We start from the raw sequence: 21,240 nt of genomic DNA, 5'->3' as shown, positions 1-21,240 counted from the left end.
GAGCGTTTTATGAACGGTTTTAAATCTGTATTCAAAAGAGAATTCAAGGGATACTTCGCAACGCCTGTTGCATACGTATTCCTTGTGATATTCCTTTTCTTTTCAGGATATCTCACATTCAAGCAGGGATTTTTCGAGGCAAGGCAGGCGGATATGCACCTTTTCTTCGAAAACCTCCCGCTGCTTTTCGTATTCATCGTACCATCTGTAGCAATGAGGCTTTGGGCTGAGGAGAGAAAAACCGGCTCTATAGAGCTGCTCTTCACGCTGCCTATCACGGTAGGTCAGGCGGTGATGGGCAAGTTCTTCGCTGCCTGGGCATTTCTCGCTGTCGGCCTCGGACTCACATTCCCAATGCCTATGACAGTGAGCTATCTGGGCAATCCCGACGGAGGACTTATAGCAGCCGGCTATCTGGCATCTGTGCTTATGGCCGGAGGATTCCTCGCTATTGGAATTTTCTTCTCCGCCCTGTGCAAAAATCAGGTTATCAGCTTTATTCTCTCCGTTGTGGCCTGCGCTGTTTTCGTATTCAGCGGAATGCCCTCAACAATGGGCTATCTGGACACATTCCTCCCGGGAGGTATGGTTCAGGCAGCAGCGGGGCTGAGCTTCCAGAATCATTTCGATTCTATGCAGAAGGGAATCATAAGGCTCAGCGACCTTGGATATTTTGCTTTAATGATTGCCGGATGGGTTTACGCCTGCACTATTATTCTTGATGAAAGGAAGGCAAACTGATGAATAGAACACTAAAAGCATGGCTTGCAGTTTTCTTTGTACTTGTGATTGTCTTCTGCGCAAACACATTTATGCAGAGGACGCTTAGAAAAATTAAAGCCGACGTTACAGAAAGACAGATTTACACCCTTTCAGAGGGAACGAAAAATATTATCGACAAGCTCAATCAGCCGATAACGCTTAAGCTTTATTATGCCGAAAAGGCCGCAATGAAAGGGCCGGACAGGATTCGTTTCTTCAATATATACTACGATTTTGTTAAATCACTGCTCGAGGAATACGAATCAGTGAGCGACGGGATGATTGACCTGGAGGTTATAGACCCCCGCCCCTATTCAGAGGCCGAAACAGAGGCGATTGAGCACGGACTCAAAAAATTCCCTATTACTGAAGAAGAGAACTTCTTCTTCGGCCTTGTTGTTCAAACGCAGTTTGGAGTGGAGAAATCCATACCGTTCTTCTCGCCGGACAGGCAGGATTTCGTAGAATACGATATCAGCTACCTGATAGACACCGCTATAACACGTGAGAAGAAAAAGATTGGCGTGATAAGCTCTCTGCCGGTAACTGGGCAGGATGTTTCCGATTATATGGCTCGTATGATGCGTATGCAGGGACAGCAGCCGGAGCCTTCTTGGACATTCATAAATCAGCTCAAAGAAGGCAATTATGAGGTGGAAAACGTGGGCACGGATGTCAACAAGGTTGAAGATGTTGATATTCTAATGGTGATTCACCCCAAAGACCTTCCAGAGAACACGCTTTTTGCGATTGATCAGTTCGCAGTTACAGGCGGACGCACAATAATCTGTACAGACCCGCACGCATTTGTTGACCAGCCGGACAGGGAGCAGCAGATGAGCGGACAGATGCCCTCGCAAAGCTCAAATCTCAACGAACTGCTCGCAAAATGGGGCGTTGAGATGGAAGAGGATAAATTCGCCGGCGACAAATCCCTTGCGATTGATACAAACATCGGGCCGAGCCAGAGACCTGCTGCGCTTATCGGCTATCTCGGGCTCAAGGATGAATGCTTCAATAAAGACCATCCGATAAGCTCAAGTTTGAACGATGTGCGTATGCTCTTTCCCGGCTCGCTGAAATTCAGCGATAAGGAAGGGGTAAACGTGGAGCCGCTGCTTTCTACTACAAACCGCGGGAATACGTGGTCTGTGGATAATCAGTTTGAGCTGATGAGGCCGAATCCCGAAAGGCTGATGCAGAAATTCACCCCGGGGGATGAACCTGTAGATATGGCCTGCATTATTACAGGAGAGCTCGAAACAAACTTCCCCGACGGGATTGATGTGGAAGTAGAAACCGAAGAAGACGGCCAGGACTCACCCGAGGCAGAAAGCCAAAACAGCGAAGACCAAGACGGGAAAGAAGAGAAAACAAAAACCAAACACCTCAACCCCTCCGAGCAAACAAGCAAGGAGTGCGCGGTTGTTGTTTTCAGCGATGTTGACTTTATCTCTGATATGGTGGCATACCGAGATGCCTTCTTCGGCTCGAAGATGGAGGTTGCAGACAACGCCTCGGTTCTTCTCAATGCGATAGAGCATATCTCCGGTTCGAGCGACCTGTTGAGCATAAGAAGCCGCGGCACGCACAAACGCCCGTTCACTGTGGTTGAACAGATCGAGCAGAAGGCCGAAGAGAGAACGGCCGAACAGGAAGAAAAGATCAAGGCTGAGATCAGCGGCTTCGAAAAAGAGCTTCAGGAAATCATCCAAAACTCCAAGGGCGACAGCGAAGAGGTAATCGGAAGCTCTATAATGGAGAAGAAAAAAGAGCTCGAGCTGAAGATTAGAAAGGCCAAGGCAAGACTGCAGGATGTAAAACGCGAGAGACGCGAGGAGATTGAAGCCCTCGGCAATAAGCTGCGGAATATCAATATGCTCCTTGCTCCGGGCGTTATCCTCGTGATAGCAGTAATCCTCTGGCTTATGAGAGCTACCAAGAGAAGAAATTTCGTTTCAAACAGAAGAGATTAATCCGGTATTAGGAGTTCTTATATGGTAATGACAGACAAAAAACTATCGATACTTGCGGCAGCAGCTCTTGCGGCAGTTGTTTTAGTAACAGCTCAGTCTATGTTTACAGGCGAGAAAACCCGTTATGACAGCGGCCGGATTACATACCTTATTCAGGGACTTGATATGGATATGGTATCTGGGATTTCGATAAAAGGCTCCTCCGGGGAGCCGGTATCAATCATCAAGGAAGGCGGCGAGTATTATTTGGAATCAATGAGCGGTTATCCGGTGAAGGTATCAAAGCTCAACGAGCTGATTTCCAAATGCCTCGACGTTAAAATCGGGAAGGTTTATACCACCAACCCGAGCAATTTCGAAGACCTTGAAGTAACCAAGGACCAGGCAAGATACAACATTCAGTTTCTTGCTTCCGACGGCAAGGTTCTTACCGGGCTGATTGTAGGCAAGAATAAAGGCTCAGGCAACTATGTCCGCAAGTTCGCAGACAACAACGTTTACATCTCCGAGGAATCTTTCTTTGCCAGCACAAGCGCAAACAGCTATGTTGAGAGGAGCATTGTAAAAGTTGAGGGAACGGATGTTGAGAAGGTTTCCGTGAAGACGCCTGAAGGCAGCTATGAAATCTCCAATGAAAACGGGAATAGAAAGCTGAAGGGAATTCCTGAAGGTATGCAGGCCAAAGGAACTGATTTCCATTCAGTGCTCGATGCCCTTGGCAGGGTGAACTTTACAGACGCCGCAAAGGCCTCGGAAATGACAGAGCTGAATTTTGAGTATCAGTATGTATCCCGCCTGAATGATTCTACCGTTTACACCTTCGAGGTTGCTAAAAAGGGACAGGACTACTGGGCAAAATGCTCCGCTGAATTCACCAATAAAGAAAAAGTAATAAAGAAGGATGAGGTGGAAAGCGAAGAAGAGCTCAAGAAGAAAGAAGATATCCTGCTCAAGCGTGAGGCAGCTGCAAACTTCAACGACCGCCACGAGGGCTGGGTTTACAAAATCCCGTCTTGGAACGCAAAAAATCTCACCAAACACTTTAACGACCTAATTGAAAAGGTTCCGGAAGAAAAGCCCGAACAGGAGGCTGAAGGCAGCGATGCCCAGGCCGCTGAAAAAGCTGCGTCTGAAAAGAAAACTCAAGAAAGTTCAGATGAATCTGCTGAAAATGCAGATGAAAGCGAATCTGCCAACAGCAGCCAAAACAAGGCCGACGAACAGAAACAGAGCGAAAGCGAGCCGAAAGAGAAACAGCAGCCAAAACAGGCCGGCAGCGACAATCAGTCGGCAGAAGAACCTGAAAAAAGCTCATACTAAAACATTACAAAACCATTTTATAAAGGGCGATCCGATTGGTTCGCCCTTTTTCGTTTGAAGATTTCTACGCCAAAACCCCCTGCTTCATACATGAACACATATCAGAAAACTTCGGCTAATTTAAACTGCAACTTTAAATTGGCCGAAGTTTTAGCCCCGATTCTCGGTTGGGCTGTAAATATTTTCGATACATCTTAATGAGACCAGCATAAAGAGGCGTACCGGTCGGCACGCCCCTTTATTCGAATCGGGTGTCTTAAAAATTACTGCTCAACAGGAGATTTTTCGAAATATTCAGTATGCAGCAGGTGGTGAGATTTTTCTCCCAGAGGCTGCTTGAGATATTCAGAATAAATCTGCTGGATAAACGGATTCTCGCAGGAATTTCTGATTTCCTTGCCCTCGTCTTCAGTGAGAATCGCCTGAATCCTCTTCTGGCGAATGTTATTATCGGTGAATCTGGGCTGCCCGCCGCCGCTGATGCAGCCGCCCGGGCAGGACATTACTTCAATAAAGTGATACTTGGATATATCCTTCTCTTTGAGCACCTTCCTCACATTCGAAAGGCTGTGTATAACCATCACATTCAGCTCTGCCCCGTCAAGGAAAGACCACTCTTTAACCGGGTCTTCAATCTTCAGCGAAGCCTCCTTGATTCCTTCAAGATCCATAATATTCTTCAGGTGCATTTTATCTGTAGGCAGATTCCGCCCCGTTACAATCTTATAGGCGGTACGAACTGCCGCTTCCATAACGCCGCCGGTGTTTGCGAAGATATCAGCCGCACCGGAAGACTCGGGGAACGGGGAATCCATCTTCTGATCTTCCAGAAGACTGAAAAGGATTCCGCTCTGATTTATCATCCTTGCAAGCTCGCGGGTAGTGAGCACGTAGTCAACATCTGGATAGCCGCTGTCTGTGAGCTCCTCACGCTGGGATTCGAATTTCTTCGCCGTACACGGCATTACTGAGACAACCACCATCTTGGCAGGATCAACGCCTATCTTTTCAGCATAATATGTTTTCGCTACAGCGCCAAACATCTGCTGAGGAGATTTGCACGTAGAGAGATTTTTCAGAAGCTCGGGGTAATAATGCTCTGCGAAATTAATCCAAGCCGGGCAGCAGCTTGTAAACTGCGGAAGAGCTTGCTTCTGCCCGTCCCGCAGAACCTTTGTAAGCCTGCTCAAAAGCTCGCTTCCTTCTTCCATAATCGTAAGGTCTGCTGTGAAGTTGGTATCGAACACCCCGTCAAAGCCCAGCTCTTTGAGAGCTGCAACCATCTTGCCGGTTACTGGAGTTCCCGGCTCGAGGCCGAAAGCCTCACCAAGGGCAGAACGGATAGCTGGAGCAGTCTGTACTACAACGTACTTCTCAGGGTCGTCTAAGGCATCCCAAACCTGCTGGATGTAGTTCCGCTCGGTGATTGCCCCAACAGGACAAACCGCAGCGCACTGCCCGCATTGAACGCACGTTACCTCAGAGAGCGGGTGGTCAAAGGCAGGGCCTATTGTAGTATCAAATCCGCGGGACTGCGGCGATATCGCACCTACCGATTCCACTCCCTGACAAACCTCCACACACCTTCTGCATTTGATGCACTTGCCGCTGTCTCTGAATATCCCCGGGGTGCTTTCATCAATCTGTGATGAGGTTTTTTCGCCTTCGTATCTGAGTTCTTCAATGCCGAGGTCTCTTGCGAGCTTTTGCAGTTCGCAGTCGTTGTTTCTCTCGCAGGTTGTGCATTCGCCGTTGTGCTCTGAGAGCAGAAGCTCTACTATCATCTTGCGTGATTCACGCACACGTCTTGTGTTTGTTTTTATGTTCATCCCCTCAGCTGCGGGCGTACTGCATGCAGGAATGAGATTCTTCGCCCCCTCAACTTCCACCACGCAAACCCTGCACAGCCCGCGGGGCTTGAGGTTTTCAAGGTAGCAAAGCGTAGGGATATATATATCGCAGCTCTTCGCTGCTTCAAGGATGGTTGCCCCATCCTGCACCTGAATATCTTTATCGTTTATCTTTAGTGATATCATAAATTCACCTTTCTGTTTGCTTTTATCGCTAAGCATTACTCAACACCAGCCTGCATCTTAGCAGCAGGACACTTATATTTGCCGTAATCACATCTCAGGCACCTCTGAGCTTGTCTTATAGCCTCAGATTTATCCCACGGCTGCTCTACTTCTGCGAAACTGTTTATTCGTCTTTCAATGGATAGCAGCTCCATCTTCTTGCGAGGATAGTTCTTTGGCTCCTCGTCGGGGTCGAAGTATGTATCTACAGGCACATCCTCACGCCAGAATGCGTGATTGGCGCCGGTGAGATATTCATCAATGCCAACTGCTGCCTTCTCGCCTTCACCTATAGCCTCTACAACCGAAGCTGCCCCCATGGCGGCATCTCCGCCGCAGAAGAGCCAGTTGATTGAGGTTTGAGCATTTTGATGGCCTGCGCTGATCTTGCTCTTGCCGTTAAGCCGGAGTTTTTCATTGCCCACTTCAACGAAATACTCATAGCCTGTTTCGCCTTGCGGATTGATTACTTTTCCAAATATCGGCTCGAGATTCATTGTCTGGCCTACTGCAAAGATAACCTGATCAGCATCAAGGGTGAATTCCTCGCCGCTGGCTACCGGCTTCTTCCTGCCGGAGGCATCGTAGTCCCCGAGCTTCATCTTCTTGCACTTAAGCCCGCTTACTCTGCCGTTTTCAGTAACAATTCTCTCCGGCGAGGCGAGCTCTATAATCCGCACGCCTTCCTGCTGGGATTCTTCAATCTCTTCTGCATAAGCCGGCATCTCAGACTGCGTTCTGCGGTAAACCACAGTAACATTTGCCCCGAGCCTCACGGCTGTTCTCGCTGCATCAATAGCCGAGTTTCCGCCGCCGATAATGGCAACGTTTTTGCCCGCTTCCACAGAGCCCTTCATATTGTATTCTCTAAGGAAATCAAGGGCTTCTTTAACGCCTTCAGCATCGCTTCCCGCCATATTCAGCATCACACCGTCTGGCTGGCCGATTGCAAGATATACCGCCTCATAGCCCTGCTCGCGCAGCTGCTGGAGGGTGAAGTCTTTGCCAAGCTTTGAATCGGTAACGAGCTTAACGCCCATTCCCTGAATCATCCTGTATTCGCGGGCGATGATCTCCTTGGGCAGGCGGTATTCCGGAATAGCCTGTACAAGCATTCCGCCCGGCCTTGAACGTGCCTCGAAAACCGTAGGCTTATATCCGAGCCTTGCAAGGAAGTATGCACAGGAGAATCCTGAAGGCCCGGCACCGATAACTGCAATCTTGCGTTTTGCGTTTTCATCATTCTCGTGCACCTCGGGAATCTGAGCAACGATTTCCTGATCAACCATAAAGCGTTTTACGCCTCTTATCGAAACAGGCTCATCAAGAGACGACCTTCTGCATTTTTCCTCGCAGGTGTGGAAGCATACCCTCGCACAAACAGCGGCAAATGGATTGCGCTCTCTATGCAGCCTGAGGGCTTCTGCATAACGCTCCTCGCCAACGAGAGAGACAAATCCCGGGATGTTCACTCCCGCAGGGCACGCGCTCTTGCATGGTGCGAGAACCATATCCGGACAAACGCCCGCCGGGCAGTGCTTATCGATAATGTGAGCCTCGTATTCATCGCGGAAATGGCGTACAGTTGAAAGCACGGGGTTTGGTGCTGTCTGGCCGAGTCCGCAGAGGGCTGTATCTCTGATTTTCTCGCCGAGGGCTTCGAGCCTTTCTATATCGCCCTGCTCGCCCTGGCCTGAACATATCTTATCGAGGATCTCAAGCATACGCTTCGTTCCCACACGGCACGGTATGCACTTCCCGCAGGACTCTTCCTGAACAAACTCAAGGAAGAAACGTGCAACATCCACCATACAGGTATCTTCATCCATCACAACAAGCCCGCCCGAGCCCATAACAGCTCCGAGCTTATTGAGTGATTCGTAATCCAGAGACACATTCAAGTGCTGCAGCGGAACGCATCCGCCTGAGGGGCCTCCGATTTGGGCGGCCTTGAAGGCCTTTCCGTTTGGTATTCCGCCCCCGATATCGTAGATAAGATCGCCGAGGGTTGTTCCGATAGGAACTTCCACAAGCCCCGAATTCCTGATAGCGCCTGCAAGTGCGAAAACCTTCGTCCCGCGGCTCTTTTCCGTACCGAAAGAAGCAAACCACTTCCCGCCTTTGGCCACAATCGCAGCTACGTTTGCGTATGTTTCAACATTATTGAGAACAGTAGGCTTATCCCAGAGCCCTTTCTGGGCGGGGAATGGAGGTCTCGGCCTCGGCTCGCCCCTCTTGCCTTCAATCGATGCCATAAGGGCTGTTTCCTCGCCGCATACAAATGCGCCCGAACCTTTTCGTATCTCGAGGTCGAAGCTGAAATCTGTGCCGAGTATATTCTCGCCGAGAAGGCCTGCCTTGTAACACTTTTCTATTGATTCGCTGAGCCTTTCGATAGCGAGAGGATATTCAGCACGAACGTAAACAAAGCCGCGCTGGGCTCCTATAGTATATGCTGCTATAGACATACCTTCGATAAGGCTGTACGGGTCTCCCTCAAGAACGCTTCTGTCCATAAATGCGCCGGGGTCTCCTTCGTCTGCATTGCATACAACGTATTTCACCTCACCCGGGCTTTTCTTTGTGAATGTCCATTTCATATGGGTTGGGAAGCCTGCCCCGCCCCTGCCTCTGAGGCCGGAATCCTTGAGCTGTTCTATAACCTCATCGCGGCTAATGCCAGCAAGCACTGCTGCGAGCCCGTCAAATCCGCCAACGGAAATTGAAGCCCTAAGGTCTGTAGGCGTGATGAGCCCGCAGTTTCGAAGGGCGATTTTTGTCTGCTTTTTGAAAAACTCAATATCCAGCTTTGATGCAGCGGGCTTGTCGGTTTTTTCATCTCTCCAGCAGAGCCTCTCTACAAGTTTGTTCTGCATAATATGGCTCTGCACGATTTCTTCTGCATCATCCGGCTGAACCTGCACGTAAAACGTTTTGTCTCTGCCCATCAGCAGAACCGGCCCAGCAGAACATGGCCCCATGCAGCCTGTTTCCACTACCTGAACCTTTTCGCTTAGTCCATTTGCCTGAAGGCAGGATTTCAGCTCGTCTCTGAGGTTCAATGCCCCTGAGGCTATGCAGCCCCCGCCTGTACAGATGAAAATCTTTTCAGTATCGCCGGGCTGAGTGCTGCTTTCTCTGAGCTGTTCGCTTATCTTTTTGAATTCTTCAAGAGAATTGAATTTTTTAATCTCATCCATAATCGTTATCCTCACTGCTCGCTTTCACCGTTTTTGTATTCTGAAAGTATCTCATTGATCTTGCATGCACGAACCCGCTGATAAACCTTATCGTCTATCATAATAACAGGAGCCAGCCCGCATGCACCGAAACATCTGCCTATATCCAGCGAGAACATCCTGTCTTCGGTTGTCTCGCCTACGCTTATTCCGAGGGAATTCTTGAAACCCTCAAGAAGCTCTTTCCCGCCGCGGACATAGCAGGCCGTTCCGAGGCATACGCGGATAAGATGTTTGCCGCGGGGAACTGTTGAGAAAAATGAATAGAAATTTACCACGCCGGCAACTTCACTGTATGGAATGTCTAACTTGAGGCTTACCTTCTTCAAAGCACCTTCAGGAAGGTAGCCGAAAAGCTCCTGCGTCTCCTGAAGAACTGGAATCAATGCCCCGTCCTCATCCTTGAGCCTTTCGATGATTTGATCAAGCTGGGGATAGAGCTCCTGCTCAGCCTGTTCAAGACTGCATCCGTTTGTGCATTCAACTTCACACATAGATTCTCCTTGTTGAAACTTTAGTTCAATATTTCCCGTATCTTCAGCAAGATAAGCCGAAAATCACGTTTGACGAATAAATTTTATTACTCTGCGGAGGGGGATGATTTTATTCCGGAAAGATGTTTTCTCAGTATGCCGCAGAAGAAAATTGACAGCGAAATATATATTTTGCCCTTGGGGGCAAGTTGTTTCAAAAAGGCTGCGCAGAAGTATTCAGGCCGGTAGTAGAGTGCTGAAGATTTTTCAGCTTGCCGCCGGCAGGAAAATGCGGGGAACGGTTTAACGCTCCCAATAAATTTTTCCCGCTTATCAAGCGCAAAATTACACCAATTACGTAAAAATTTAAAAATTACCCCTCTTGAAAGGGCACGTTCGAATTATAACACAAAAAGCCCTGAGGTCTAAAAGAAAATGTTACGAAAAGTATTTTTTATAAACTTTTAATTATTTTTTTGGCCTCAAACAGAACAATTATAATTTTTAAGCTTCAATTAATGTTACTAAATGACAAATCCAATGTTCTTGTATGTAACAAATCACAATAAAACCCCGAACAAGTGCACTGCTGCGGTGTTTTTATGTTCGATTATTCACAAAAATAAGACAAAACCTCAACCGCTGCCACAGTAAGTGTGCGACAATATTTTTTGGACAGGATTTACAGGATTTTTGGGCGGGTGATTTGTTTGAACCACGAGCAGCGCTGAGATATTTCAGCCACTGAGAAACGCTAAGAAGCACTAAGGGGGATATTTTTAAAGTTCAAGGCAATGATAAGGGGAAAGTTTTTCTCCTGTAGCTGCCGATAACTCAGATGTTTAACATCCCCCGTACTACAGCGGAGCGACGCAAGTCGCCCGCTAGGCATTCTTTTAGAAAAGATTTTTCGCTTACCGCCGGCTCTTCACATTTCGCTATTCTAGCGGGCCCGCTAGGCATTCTTTTAGAAAAGATTTTTCGCTTACCGCCGGTTCTTCACGTTTCGCTATCCTAGCGGGGAGCTTGCGCTCCGCCGCTGTGTGCCGCCGGCTTATTGCGTTGCGGGATGATTTTTCATATTACAGCGGTGCGGCACATGCCGCCCGCTAAGCCAACACAACGAATAGACTCTTCATATTACAGCACCGTCCGCCGTGGCGGACCCGCTAGCATTCTTTTCGCTTACCGCCGGCTCTTCACGTTTCGCTATCCTAGCGGGTCCGCCACGGCGAACACCGCTGTGCGACGCTGCATTATTAAGCAGCGAACCGCTGGCTCAGTAAATAGATAATAAATTCTGCAAAGCGTTGCAGCATTATGATTTGCATTTTGCCCCAAAATTGTCGCGTAACCACAGTGAATGGGTTCTTTCAATATTTGCAAAATTGGCGAATTTTGCTATAAAGGGGCGTTCTAATTTTAGATTATAGTAATACGCAGAGAATATATGGAAAGAATCGAAATCAAAGAGGCAATTGCCGACTTGGAGGCGCGAATACTAAAAGTTCGCGACTGGCTTTAACCTCCCTGAAAAGCAGGAAAGAAAAAACGAGCTTGAAAAGCAGATGAGCTCGCCGGACTTCTGGGACAATCAGGATAATGCGCAGAAAACCGTCTCAGAGCTGAGCTCCCTGAAGAGCGTGGTGGAGCCGGTGAGCGCTGCGATACAGGAAATCACCGACCTGAAAGACATTTTCGAGCTTGCAGAGGCAGAAGATGATGATTCCGCCATAGCCTCAATAGAATCGGATGTAAAACGTATGCAGACCGAATGCGAGAAGATCGAGCTTGCAGGCACTCTCAACGGCCCGAACGATACAAACAACTGCTTTCTGGGCATCCACGCAGGCGCCGGAGGCACTGAAAGCTGCGACTGGGCGGGAATGCTTCTGCGTATGTACACACGCTACTTCGAGACCAACGGCTATAAATACGAAGAGCTCGACAGCACCCCGGGCGAGGAAGCGGGAATCCGCTCTGTAATGCTCAAGGTAAGCGGCCCGTTCGCATTCGGGAAGCTCTCCTGCGAGGCGGGCGTTCACAGGCTCGTTAGGATAAGCCCCTTCGATTCGCAAAACAGAAGGCATACAAGCTTTTCGGCTGTGGATGTAACGCCGGAGGCCGGAGACGATATCGATATTGAGATAAACGACTCCGATATTCGAGTGGACTACTACCGCGCTAGCGGCGCAGGCGGGCAGCACGTAAACAAGACCAGCTCTGCGGTTCGAATCACGCATCAGCCTACGGGAATCGTTGTGCAGTGTCAGAACGACAGAAGCCAGCACAAAAACAAGGCCGAGGCGATGAAGATGCTCAAGGCAAAGCTCTATATGCTCGAACAGCAAAAACGCGACAAGGAAATCGCCGAGCTCTACGGCAACAAAGGCGAAATCGCCTGGGGCAACCAAATACGAAGCTATGTGCTCCAGCCTTATCAGATGGTGAAAGACCACCGCACAGACACCCAAACGGGCAACGTGCAGGCAGTGCTGGACGGTTCAATAGAGCAGTTTATAGAAAGCTATCTAAGATTCCGTGCGGAGAAAAAGAATAAGCAGGCCTAAGCGGATTTTCATACTTACAGCGTAATTTAATACCGGCAGAAGATGTTCAAAGGATTCAGGCAGATTGTTTCTTTTACTATGCTCAGCAGGGTGCTTGGTATGGTGCGGGACATCTGCTACAGCCACTTCTTCGGGGCAACAGCTCTTGGCGATGCTTGGATAATCTCCTTCCGCATACCTAATCTTGCAAGACGCGTTTTCGGCGAAGGGGCTGCGGTATCATCTTTCATCCCCGTTTATTCCGAAGAGCTTGAAAACAGCTCCGAGACAGCCCGAAAGCTTGCCAACACAATCACTACAGCCGTTTTTACCATTCTTGCAGGTGCGGTGCTTCTCGGATGGGCTCTGCTCCTTGGTGCGGGAATATTTTCGGATTTAACAGGCGATGGAAAGCTGATAATCCAGCTCACCTCCATTATGCTGCCCTACGCTGCTGTTATCTGCACGATTGCGATAATGGCGGGCATACTCAACGTTCACGGGCATTTCTCCGCTCCAGCAGCGGCTCCTGTAATACTCAATGCATTCATCATCTCAGCAATACTGATTTCAGGCTGGGCGATGGGTATGCCGCCAAGGACGCAGGTGTTTATCGCTGCATTCTGCGTGCTGATAGCGGGAGGCGTGCAAACCGCCCTGCAGATTTACGTTCTGGGCAGGCTCGGCATCCACCTGAGACCCGAGCTCGATTTAAAGATGAAGGCCGTTCGCAGAGTAATGCTGCTTATGGCTCCGATGATTCTCGGCGCAACTGTAACCCAGATCAACACGCTCAGCGACGAACTGATTGCGTGGTTCTTCTCCGGCTCGGAGGCCAAGGGCAGCGAGCTTATGATCTTCGGGCGATCTGCTGAATATCCGCTTTGGAGGGGCAGCGTTATGCATCTTTACCTCTCGCAAAGGCTCTATCAGCTTCCTCTGGGCGTTTTCGGGATATCCCTTGCCACTGCGATTTTCCCCGTGCTCAGCCGTGCGGCTGCGAGGCTCGAAACCGACAAGATGATGACTTCGCTCTCAGGGGGGATTAAGATGGCCGTGTTCGCTGCCCTGCCCTGCTCGCTTGGGCTGATTGTGGTAGCAGAGCCGCTGATAAGGCTGCTTTTCGAGAACGGCAGAGAATTTACAGCAAGCGATACCGCCCAGTCTGCCGGCGTGCTTTACGGATACGCTATTGGGATAACAGGCTTCTTCCTCCAGCAGATTCTCATAAAGGCGTTTTATGCCGCCGGCGATTCAAAACTGCCCGCCAAAACAGCCTGCTGGGCTGTGGGGATCAATTTGGTGCTCAATCTTATTCTCATCTGGGTTGCTGGGGCTGCGGGGCTCGCCCTGTCAACTGCCGTTTGCAGTTATCTGCAAGTGGCGGTTATGCTGCTGGTGCTGAGGAAAAGATACGGCGGATTCCATTCAGGTTTCAGGCCGTTCCTTGCAAAATCTCTTGCAGCTTCGGGGCTGATGTTTGCCGCAGGGCTCGCTGTGAATCACTTTATGGCAGGGCTCGATGAAAACGCTGCCTTCGATTCTGCAAGGATAGCCGCTGCTGTGCTGATATCAGCAGCAGTCTATGCAGGCGCATCCAAACTCATTTCAAATGAAGGCCTTGATATGGTTCTCAAACGCAGCCTGCCGGCTGATTAAATTTCTAAAATTTTTTAGATAATACCAAATTCTTCTTGAATATATCATTAAATATTGATTAACGTCTCAAAGTTTGTGGGTTCTGTACTTTTACTGTCTTTAGAACAAGCATTACATTGCCCAATATATTCAGTTTTTCGTGTCAGTATTTTTCCCATTGATTTTCTGAAGTAAATCATTTAACCCCGATTTCTCCATCTCATCCTGTAGATCCTGTTAATCCTGTCCAATATTATATCTTCTCCGATAACTCTCCGCATGCGGCGGAGAGGCTCAATGTTTAACATTCCTTTTACATCGGTGGTTAAATTATTCTTAATTGAGGCTGTTTTGCTCATCACCGGCCAGAAAGCTTCCCCGCAATTTGATATTCTCCACCAATGCGGGGGCTGAAGTTTTTACACAGAGGTATCGGAGGAAACGGAGGGGAGATTTTTTGGACAGGATTTACAGGATTGACAGGATAGCTATTTGATAAGGAAAAGGCGGAGAAAGATTTTTGGGCGGGTAATTTTTTTAATCCTCGTGGGATTGGTTTAAACCGCGAAGGGCACGAAGGAACACAAAGGTTTGTTATAAATTGTTTCATAACATAGCTTTACATTCATATTATCATCTGTGCCATCAGTGCCATCAGTGGAAAATATTTTTACCAAAACCATATCCCCTTCGTGTGTTTCGCGGGCCTCGTGGTAAAAAAAACAAAATCTGTGCGATCAGTGTATGCTTTGGGCAAGGGAAGTTTCCAAACGTAAAAAGCCGTCGGTTTAATGCCGACGGCTCCTGCTGAATACAGCTTTTTAAAGAAGGCTTTGTAAGAAAGCTTTATTTCCTTTTCTGTTGATGTTTATTGCGTCTCTGTCTTCTCTTCTGTTCACTTGAATCATCACATTCATCTTTATCGCGGTAACCTTTGCCCTTCATCTTGCGTCCTTCAGCCGCATTACATTCTTTTTTCATTTCGCCCTTATGAGCCTTGCGGGCATGAGAGTCCTGTTCCTTGCGGAAATCTCTCTTTTGCTTCCAGCTTGGATTCTGGGCGTCTTTGCGGTTTTTAATAACCATTTCTTTAGTGATTACTCTGCCGCAGTGCGGGCATTTGAATTTTAATGGCCTGTCCATCATTTTGCCCTGCATCATCGCACGAGGATGATCTTTGCCGGCATAGGGCATTGGTCTTTGCATGCGTTTATCCTGGCGGCCCTGCCTTGGAGCGAAGTGCTTTTCTTTTCTAAAGCCTTTTTCATCGCGGAATCTCTGCCCTTGCATCGGCTGGTTTTTGCGGGGGCGGAAATCCTGTTTGCCTTCAAATCTTCCCTGCTGCTTCGGTCCTTTCTTGTCCCGAATTTTGTCCTGCGGACACCTTCCCTGTTCCTGCGGGCACTTGGCGTCTTTATACCCCTTAGCCTGCCATGCCTTGCTCATCATCTTTTCGCTAAGCCTTTTGCGGAATTCAGGGTTCTGCATTGCCCTTCTTTTAACAGCTTCAAAGAAACGCTGCTTCTTGAAATTTTCAGCTGGGCCGCGCTGCTGGAAATTATGGGCCTGCCGGCGGTAATGATATGCCCTTGGCCCCTGCATTCTCTGCTGTGCAGGACGATACTGCTGGGCCTGCCTGCGCCAGTTCTGCTGCATCCTGGGCTGATACTTAGGCATCTGCTTTTGGTAATGCTGCATTTTCTGCTGCATATAAGGCCCGCCTCGACCTCTTTCAGGCTGCCACTTCTTCTCGCCCCAGTCCTGCTGCTTTGGAGAGGCAAAAACAGCTGCTGCAATCAGCAATGTAGAGATTGTTAATAGTTTTGCTTTCATGGTAAATCTCCTTTTAAAAAATTATTTATTGCTTAAACTGCCATAAAAGACGAAGCGGTATGGAAGTTTATTTCAAAAATTATTTTTAATTCCCTGCGGGTTGTCATAATGAGCTAAAATTATATACTTTCTGCGACTGCAGCAATAATCTGCCGGAGCTCAACAAAGAGTCTAATAATTGTTAGGTCTTGCAATGGTTAATGAAGACTATCTACTTCTTTTATTTATTATACCTCTGCTTGTGATACCGCTGCTTGTTTTCAGCAGCTCAAGAAAAGCAGCCCTGCTAAGACGAGCAGCAGACAAAAATCTCTTAAAATATCTCAACGCAGACCCATCACCCTCGAAGCGGTTTACCAAATGGGTTCTGATGATATTTGCCCTTGCGCTGATAATCACCGGCCTTGCACGTCCGCGATGGAATGCAAGCATCAAGCCGGTGCAAAACCGCGGCAGGGACGTAGTTGTTCTGCTGGATATATCAAGATCAATGCTTGCCGAAGACCTAAAGCCCAATAGGCTTGAACGGGCAAAACTGGCAATCAAGGACTTAATCGAAAAGATCAAGGGAGACAGGGTTGGCCTTGTAGCTTTTGCGGGAGATGCGGAAGTAAAATGCCCTCTAACTCAGGATTACGGCTTTCTAAGGCTGACGCTCGATGAGATATCTCCTAAAACCTCCAAACGAGGAGGAACAAACTTGGGCGATGCAATAAGGATGGCCTCGGAGGAAGTGTTCGACCAAAGCGGGAAGGATTTCAAAGATATAATCCTCATAACAGACGGGGGAGACCTTGAATCAAGTCTTCCGGTGAAGGCGGCCGCAGCGGCCGGGGAAAAGGGAATAAGGATTATAGCTGCCGGGCTCGGAGATAAACAGCAGGGAGCGAGGATACCCATTTATGATAAGGGTACTGGCGAAAAGAAATTTTTAGAATACAATGGGAATCAGGTTTGGACTAAACTCCAAGATGAAACGCTCAGAAAAACGGCATTGGCAAGCTCTAAAGGCAAATATATACCCGTGGAAACAGGCACTTTTAATTTAGGCGAAATTTATGAGGGGATAATCGCATCCAGCAGGAAAAGGCAGCTTGAGAGAAGCGAGAGAATTGAATACGAAGAAAAATTTCAGATATTCCTGCTTGGGGCTTTTGCGTTTCTGAGCCTTGAAACTGTAATATCTGATAAACGCAGGAAAAAGCTATGACTATCTTCTTAAGAACTCTAACTGCTGCTTTAATATTGACAGCCGGAATCTCAGCCGGCGGCGAGCGAGTAGAAATCAGCAAAGCTAACGAGCTTTATAAAAGCGGCAAATTTGCTGAGGCTGAGGAAATCTATTCTCAGGTTTTAAAAAGCAATCCTGAATCTGAATACGCCAAATATAACCTTGCAGCTGCAAAACTAAAGAGCGGCAGCAGTGAGGAGGGTTTTAATCTGCTCAGAGAAATTCTAAGCGAATCAGACAACAATGAGCTTATTGAAAAAGCAAACACCCAACTCGGCTTCCAGCTGCTCAGGGAGGCGGTAAAGGGGGTTGTCCCGAATTCAAAACTCAATCAGGAACAGATTGAAAAAAAGCTTGAGATGCTCAAAAGAAGCAGAAGCAGGCTCAAAAAGCTAAGCGGGCAGAAGAAAGAAAAGGCCCTTGAGATAGCAAAAAGATACAAAAAAATTCTTGAAGATATCAAGAAACAGCAAAACGAACAGAAAAAACAAAATTCCGATAAGAACGAAGATAAGCAAAAAGAATCTGATAAAAATAAACAGCAGCAGGAAAATCAGAACGAAAAACAGGACAAGAAATCTGAAAATAAGGATTCGCAGAAGCAGCAGGACAACAAGGAGCAGGATAAGAAACAGGATTCTCAGAATGAACAGCAGAAGCAAAGCTCTTCAGACCAGAAAGAAAAACAAGACCAGCAGAGAAACGCCAAAGATAAGCAATCCCAAAAAATGAATGAGCAAAAAGAGAAGCTGGCAAAAGAGAAGGCGGAAAAAATCGCAAGACAAATTCTTCAGAGAGAAAAAGAATTGAAAGAAGAGCGAATTAGAGCACGCAGAAAACGAATTGAAGTTGACAAGGATTGGTAGCAGATGTTTGGCCGTCCAGAAATTTGGTCTTTGAAAATTCTTGTATGTTTGGCCTGTGCTGGTCTTTCAGCCTTTTGCTCAGCGGCACTCGGTGAGGTGGAGCTCAGCGCTGAGATAAGCAGCGAAAGCGTGTATGCAGGGCAGGATTTCGTTTATCAAATAACCGTGCAGGGAGCAGACAGCGGGAAAGTGGCAGACAGCTCCGCACTTCAGGAGTTTTCACCTGAAGGCCCGACGATGTCTGATGAATCTCGCAGGTCTATTACAATAATCAACGGGAAAAGACGTGAGCGGGTTAGCAAGAAATTCACCGTCTCCTACCGGCTTAAGGCAAAGGAGGCAGGAAGGCATACTATTTCGCCGGTAACTGTGGAGGTGGAAGGGAAACAATACAAAACTGAAAGCATCAGGTTCGACGCCAAAAAGCCCCAAACGGACGAAAGAATGGATATCGAAGCGGTTATTTCCAAAAAGGACTGCTTCGTTGGAGAGCCTATTGAGCTTACTTGCAGCTGGTATATCCAGAAGCAGCTTTTGCAGAGGAATTTAGTGAAAGACTTGAATTTTTCCGTGCCTGCATTTAATCACCCTCTTATCACTGTCGAACAAAGCAATATAGACAAAAACGCAAAGGAAGAGCTCGAAATCAATGGACTTAAAACCGGCGTTCTGCAAACTTCAGCAGAGCATAACGGGATCTCAAGCGTTAAGGTTACTTTTTCTAAAATCCTGATCCCCAAAGCTGAGGGACAAATCAATCTGGGCAAACCGGGAATCACGTGCAAAATAGCCGTATCGGTAAACAGAAGCGGGGGCACATTCTTCGGCCGCAGATACAACTACGGTGTTTTTGCGGCAGAGGCAGAAAATATTTCTATCAATGTTAAGCCGCTTCCCGAGGAAAGCAAACCTGCCAACTTCAGCGGGCTTGTTGGAGAGTATAAGATTTCAACACAAGCCAGCCCTGTTGATATGAAAGAAGGCGATCCTATAACCCTTAAAATAAAGGTTCAGGGCAAACATCTCAAGCCTGTAGAATGGCCTGAGCTTTCAGAAATCCCCGCTTTCAGTGAAAATTTTATCATACCTGAAGAAAAATCGAGCCCGAAAATATCAGGCAGTACCAAAATCTTTACCCAGACAATAAGAACCAAAACAGACAAGGTGAGCGAGATTCCACCTGTAGAAATCAGCTTCTTCAACACCGAAAAAGGCGAATATATAACAGCAAAAAGCAAACCAATTGATATAGACGTAAAGCCTGCAAAAAACATAACCCTGAAGGATATTGAGGGTATGGAAGATGAACCTGTGGGCAGCGATGTCAAGAGCGTAGAGGGAGGGATCAGCGAAAACTTCCCTGCAGATGAAATTTTATATAATGAAAAATTCAATCTCAGAAGAGAGCTTCTCAGCCCTGTCGCAGCAGTTATGTGGGGGGTTCCCCTTGCACTTTTTACAGCCTCAGCAGCTTTGCGCCTTTTCTTCGGGCAGAGCGAGGAAAAGAAAAAGCTCAGGCTCAAACGAAATGCAATAAAGATTGCTTCCAGACGCATAAAAAATGCCCAGTCGCTGCCGGATGAAAAGGCACGAGAGGAGCTTTCCCGCGGGATTTGCGAATATTTTTCTCTCAAGTTCGATGTTCCCGCAGGGTCTATCACACCTGAAGACTGCAAAGAAAAGGCATTAGGATATACAGGAAAGGAAGACAGCGAAAGGCTCAGTGAAATACTCGCAAAGGCTCAGGCAAGCCTTTACAGCCCTTCAGGCGGGTCTTTCGATAAAAACTGGTGCAAAGATTCCCTGAGAATACTGAGGAGATTAGAAAAATGAAAGGATTAAAATTTTTAACAGCAGCAATCTTTCTGGCTGTTTTTATTTCCGCCTTCGGCAGTGAAACGCCAGTCTCTGCGAAAACTTTTGCAGAAAAAGCGGAGTCAGTATTCGAAAAGGCAAGCTCGGCAGAAAATTCCAAAAAGCTTTACGTTAAGGCAGCAAGGCTGTATGAGAAAGCAGCAGAGGCGGGGGCAAAAAACCATAAGCTGTACTTAAACATTGGCAACTGCTGCTTTCTTGCAGGAGACCTCGGAAGAGCGATTCTGAATTACCGCAAGGCAGAAAGGCTGAACCCGCTGAGCCGGGCTGTGCAAAAAAATCTTTCCGCTGCAAGAAATCTCAGGCTTGACAAGATAGACCCAAATCCAGAAAATATTATTGCTTCAAATATATTTTTCTGGCATAAAGACTTCTCATTGAAGACACGTTTTTATGCGGCTCTCTTACTTGTTTCTGTGCTTCTCATCCTACTGTCGATAAGGCTGAACTGTCCTGCATTTCCAGGTTTTTGGCCGACAATATTTGTGTTAGTTTTTCTGGCGTCCTGCTTTGGGATATCAGCAGGGATAAGTATATCACAGCCGGATAACAGCGAAGGCGTGATCACGGCAGTAAAGACCGTTGCACGAAAGGGTAATGGAGAGGTTTACAAAAAGGCCTTTGAAACCCCTCTTCACAGCGGAACAGAATTCGATGTGCTTGAAGTGAGGGATGAATGGCTCAAAGCAGACTTCCCTGATCAGAGCATTGCATGGATCAAGAGGAAAGACTGTGAACTTTTCTGAAGAATCACAAAAACCTGTAATCGGATTGCTCGGGGGAATAGGGTCAGGCAAAAGCTATGCCGCTCAAATTTTCAGCCGACTCGGGTGCGTGGTAATAAATGCTGATGAAATAGTTGCCCAGCTTTACAAGGATTCGGAAAGACTGAAGCAGGAAATCGAGAAAAACTTTGGCAGTGATGCAGTCTGCGAAGGGGAGATTAACAGAAAATACCTTGCTCAGCAGGTTTTTGCAGATGATGAAAAGCTCGGTAAGCTTAATTCCATAACTCATAGGGCTGTTTTGGAAGAAATAGAAAACAAAAAAAGAAAACTGAAGGATTCTGCCTCGTGCAGGGCAATAGTTTATGATGTCCCCCTGCTTTTGGAAAAGGGGCTTGAAAAGGATTGTGATTACCTGATCTATATAGAGGCCAGTAAAGCGGTTAGGCAGAAAAGGGTTAAACATCGAAGCGGGCTCAGCGAAAAAGAACTCGAAATAAGAGAAAAAAATCAGATTTTACTGGACAAAAAGAAAAATATTGCTAATTATAGGATTGTGAACAATTCATTAGGGGAAGAGAAGTTAGTCCCTCAAATTGAACAAATCCTCACAGAAATATTGAGCGGGAAAAAGTAATGAGCTTTTAGTCGCTGATTAAGATTTAGCTTATAAGTCAA

14 protein-coding genes are annotated in these 21,240 nt (G+C 47.4%); 10 read left to right on the top strand and 4 right to left on the bottom strand.

Annotated features, from left to right (window positions below):
- Positions 1–9 precede the first annotated feature (9 nt).
- The 3 genes from L21SP3_RS00185 to L21SP3_RS00175 are packed head-to-tail and all read left to right on the top strand — an operon-like array spanning position 10 to position 4,058.
- Positions 10–741, top strand: coding sequence for an ABC transporter permease (locus L21SP3_RS00185; RefSeq protein ID WP_077538367.1), 732 nt, complete (start codon positions 10–12; stop codon positions 739–741).
- Positions 741–2,738, top strand: coding sequence for a Gldg family protein (locus L21SP3_RS00180; RefSeq protein ID WP_077538365.1), 1,998 nt, complete (start codon positions 741–743; stop codon positions 2,736–2,738). Before L21SP3_RS00185 ends, L21SP3_RS00180 begins: the two co-directional genes overlap by 1 nt.
- A gap of 21 nt (positions 2,739–2,759) precedes the next feature.
- Positions 2,760–4,058 carry a DUF4340 domain-containing protein gene (locus tag L21SP3_RS00175; RefSeq protein ID WP_077538363.1) on the top strand — a complete coding sequence of 433 codons (1,299 nt, stop codon included), beginning with the start codon at positions 2,760–2,762 and terminating at the stop codon, positions 4,056–4,058.
- Positions 4,059–4,321: 263 nt separating this feature from the next.
- Here L21SP3_RS00175 and L21SP3_RS00170 read toward each other — a convergent pair whose 3' ends face one another.
- From L21SP3_RS00170 to L21SP3_RS00160, 3 genes are read right to left on the bottom strand one after another with little or no spacing between them, the layout of a single operon-like run.
- Entirely contained in the window at positions 4,322–6,094 is a 1,773-nt protein-coding gene (locus L21SP3_RS00170) for an NADH-dependent [FeFe] hydrogenase, group A6 (RefSeq protein ID WP_077541774.1), read from the bottom strand.
- A 35-nt stretch (positions 6,095–6,129) separates the two neighbouring features.
- The gene (nuoF, locus tag L21SP3_RS00165) at positions 6,130–9,333 is read right to left on the bottom strand and encodes an NADH-quinone oxidoreductase subunit NuoF (RefSeq protein ID WP_118084490.1); all 3,204 of its coding nucleotides are present in this window, start codon (positions 9,331–9,333) and stop codon (positions 6,130–6,132) included.
- Positions 9,334–9,344: 11 nt separating this feature from the next.
- Positions 9,345–9,866, bottom strand: coding sequence for an NADH-quinone oxidoreductase subunit NuoE family protein (locus L21SP3_RS00160; protein ID WP_077538361.1), 522 nt, complete (start codon positions 9,864–9,866; stop codon positions 9,345–9,347).
- 1,429 nt (positions 9,867–11,295) lie between these two features.
- Here L21SP3_RS00160 and prfB point away from each other — a divergent pair.
- Both prfB and murJ read left to right on the top strand, forming a co-directional pair.
- A protein-coding gene (gene prfB, locus L21SP3_RS00155) for a peptide chain release factor 2 (RefSeq protein WP_123785094.1) occupies positions 11,296–12,415 on the top strand; the annotation gives its coding sequence in 2 pieces (ribosomal slippage) (positions 11,296–11,355 and positions 11,357–12,415; 1,119 coding nt in all).
- Between the two features lie 42 nt (positions 12,416–12,457).
- Positions 12,458–14,053 (top strand): murein biosynthesis integral membrane protein MurJ, encoded by a 1,596-nt coding sequence (murJ, locus tag L21SP3_RS00150; protein WP_077538359.1) that lies wholly within the window; start codon positions 12,458–12,460, stop codon positions 14,051–14,053.
- Between the two features lie 825 nt (positions 14,054–14,878).
- Here murJ and L21SP3_RS00145 read toward each other — a convergent pair.
- Positions 14,879–15,865 (bottom strand): hypothetical protein, encoded by a 987-nt coding sequence (locus L21SP3_RS00145; RefSeq protein WP_077538357.1) that lies wholly within the window; start codon positions 15,863–15,865, stop codon positions 14,879–14,881.
- A gap of 178 nt (positions 15,866–16,043) precedes the next feature.
- Here L21SP3_RS00145 and L21SP3_RS00140 point away from each other — a divergent pair, with 178 nt between their 5' ends.
- From L21SP3_RS00140 to coaE, 5 genes are read left to right on the top strand one after another with little or no spacing between them, the layout of a single operon-like run.
- Entirely contained in the window at positions 16,044–17,075 is a 1,032-nt protein-coding gene (locus L21SP3_RS00140; protein ID WP_077538355.1) for a VWA domain-containing protein, read from the top strand.
- The gene (locus tag L21SP3_RS00135) at positions 17,072–17,962 is read left to right on the top strand and encodes a tetratricopeptide repeat protein (protein ID WP_077538353.1); all 891 of its coding nucleotides are present in this window, start codon (positions 17,072–17,074) and stop codon (positions 17,960–17,962) included. Before L21SP3_RS00140 ends, L21SP3_RS00135 begins: the two co-directional genes overlap by 4 nt.
- Positions 17,963–17,965: 3 nt before the next feature.
- On the top strand, positions 17,966–19,795 hold the full coding sequence (locus L21SP3_RS00130) for a BatD family protein (protein ID WP_077538351.1): 1,830 nt from the start codon (positions 17,966–17,968) through the stop codon (positions 19,793–19,795).
- On the top strand, positions 19,792–20,583 hold the full coding sequence (locus L21SP3_RS00125) for a tetratricopeptide repeat protein (RefSeq protein ID WP_077538349.1): 792 nt from the start codon (positions 19,792–19,794) through the stop codon (positions 20,581–20,583). The genes L21SP3_RS00130 and L21SP3_RS00125 overlap by 4 nt, the downstream gene beginning before the upstream one ends.
- Positions 20,570–21,199: a dephospho-CoA kinase gene (gene coaE / locus L21SP3_RS00120; RefSeq protein WP_161488013.1), complete on the top strand. Its 630-nt coding sequence runs from the start codon at positions 20,570–20,572 to the stop codon at positions 21,197–21,199. The genes L21SP3_RS00125 and coaE overlap by 14 nt, the downstream gene beginning before the upstream one ends.
- Positions 21,200–21,240 lie beyond the last annotated feature (41 nt).

It is taken from the genome of Sedimentisphaera cyanobacteriorum, from assembly GCF_001997385.1.
GTDB lineage: Bacteria > Planctomycetota > Phycisphaerae > Sedimentisphaerales > Sedimentisphaeraceae > Sedimentisphaera > Sedimentisphaera cyanobacteriorum.
This window is presented reverse-complemented; position numbering and strand designations above follow the sequence as displayed.

Excerpts from the sequence above, each read along its gene's own strand:
- L21SP3_RS00185 (WP_077538367.1), top strand. The coding sequence starts at position 10 with ATGAACGGTTTTAAATCTGTATTCAAAAGAGAATTCAAGGGATACTTC.
- L21SP3_RS00180 (WP_077538365.1), top strand. The coding sequence starts at position 741 with ATGAATAGAACACTAAAAGCATGGCTTGCAGTTTTCTTTGTACTTGTG.
- L21SP3_RS00175 (WP_077538363.1), top strand. The coding sequence starts at position 2,760 with ATGGTAATGACAGACAAAAAACTATCGATACTTGCGGCAGCAGCTCTT.
- L21SP3_RS00170 (WP_077541774.1), bottom strand. The coding sequence starts at position 6,094 with ATGATATCACTAAAGATAAACGATAAAGATATTCAGGTGCAGGATGGG.
- nuoF (WP_118084490.1), bottom strand. The coding sequence starts at position 9,333 with ATGGATGAGATTAAAAAATTCAATTCTCTTGAAGAATTCAAAAAGATA.
- L21SP3_RS00160 (WP_077538361.1), bottom strand. The coding sequence starts at position 9,866 with ATGTGTGAAGTTGAATGCACAAACGGATGCAGTCTTGAACAGGCTGAG.
- murJ (WP_077538359.1), top strand. The coding sequence starts at position 12,458 with ATGTTCAAAGGATTCAGGCAGATTGTTTCTTTTACTATGCTCAGCAGG.
- L21SP3_RS00145 (WP_077538357.1), bottom strand. The coding sequence starts at position 15,865 with ATGAAAGCAAAACTATTAACAATCTCTACATTGCTGATTGCAGCAGCT.
- L21SP3_RS00135 (WP_077538353.1), top strand. The coding sequence starts at position 17,072 with ATGACTATCTTCTTAAGAACTCTAACTGCTGCTTTAATATTGACAGCC.
- L21SP3_RS00130 (WP_077538351.1), top strand. The coding sequence starts at position 17,966 with ATGTTTGGCCGTCCAGAAATTTGGTCTTTGAAAATTCTTGTATGTTTG.
- L21SP3_RS00125 (WP_077538349.1), top strand. The coding sequence starts at position 19,792 with ATGAAAGGATTAAAATTTTTAACAGCAGCAATCTTTCTGGCTGTTTTT.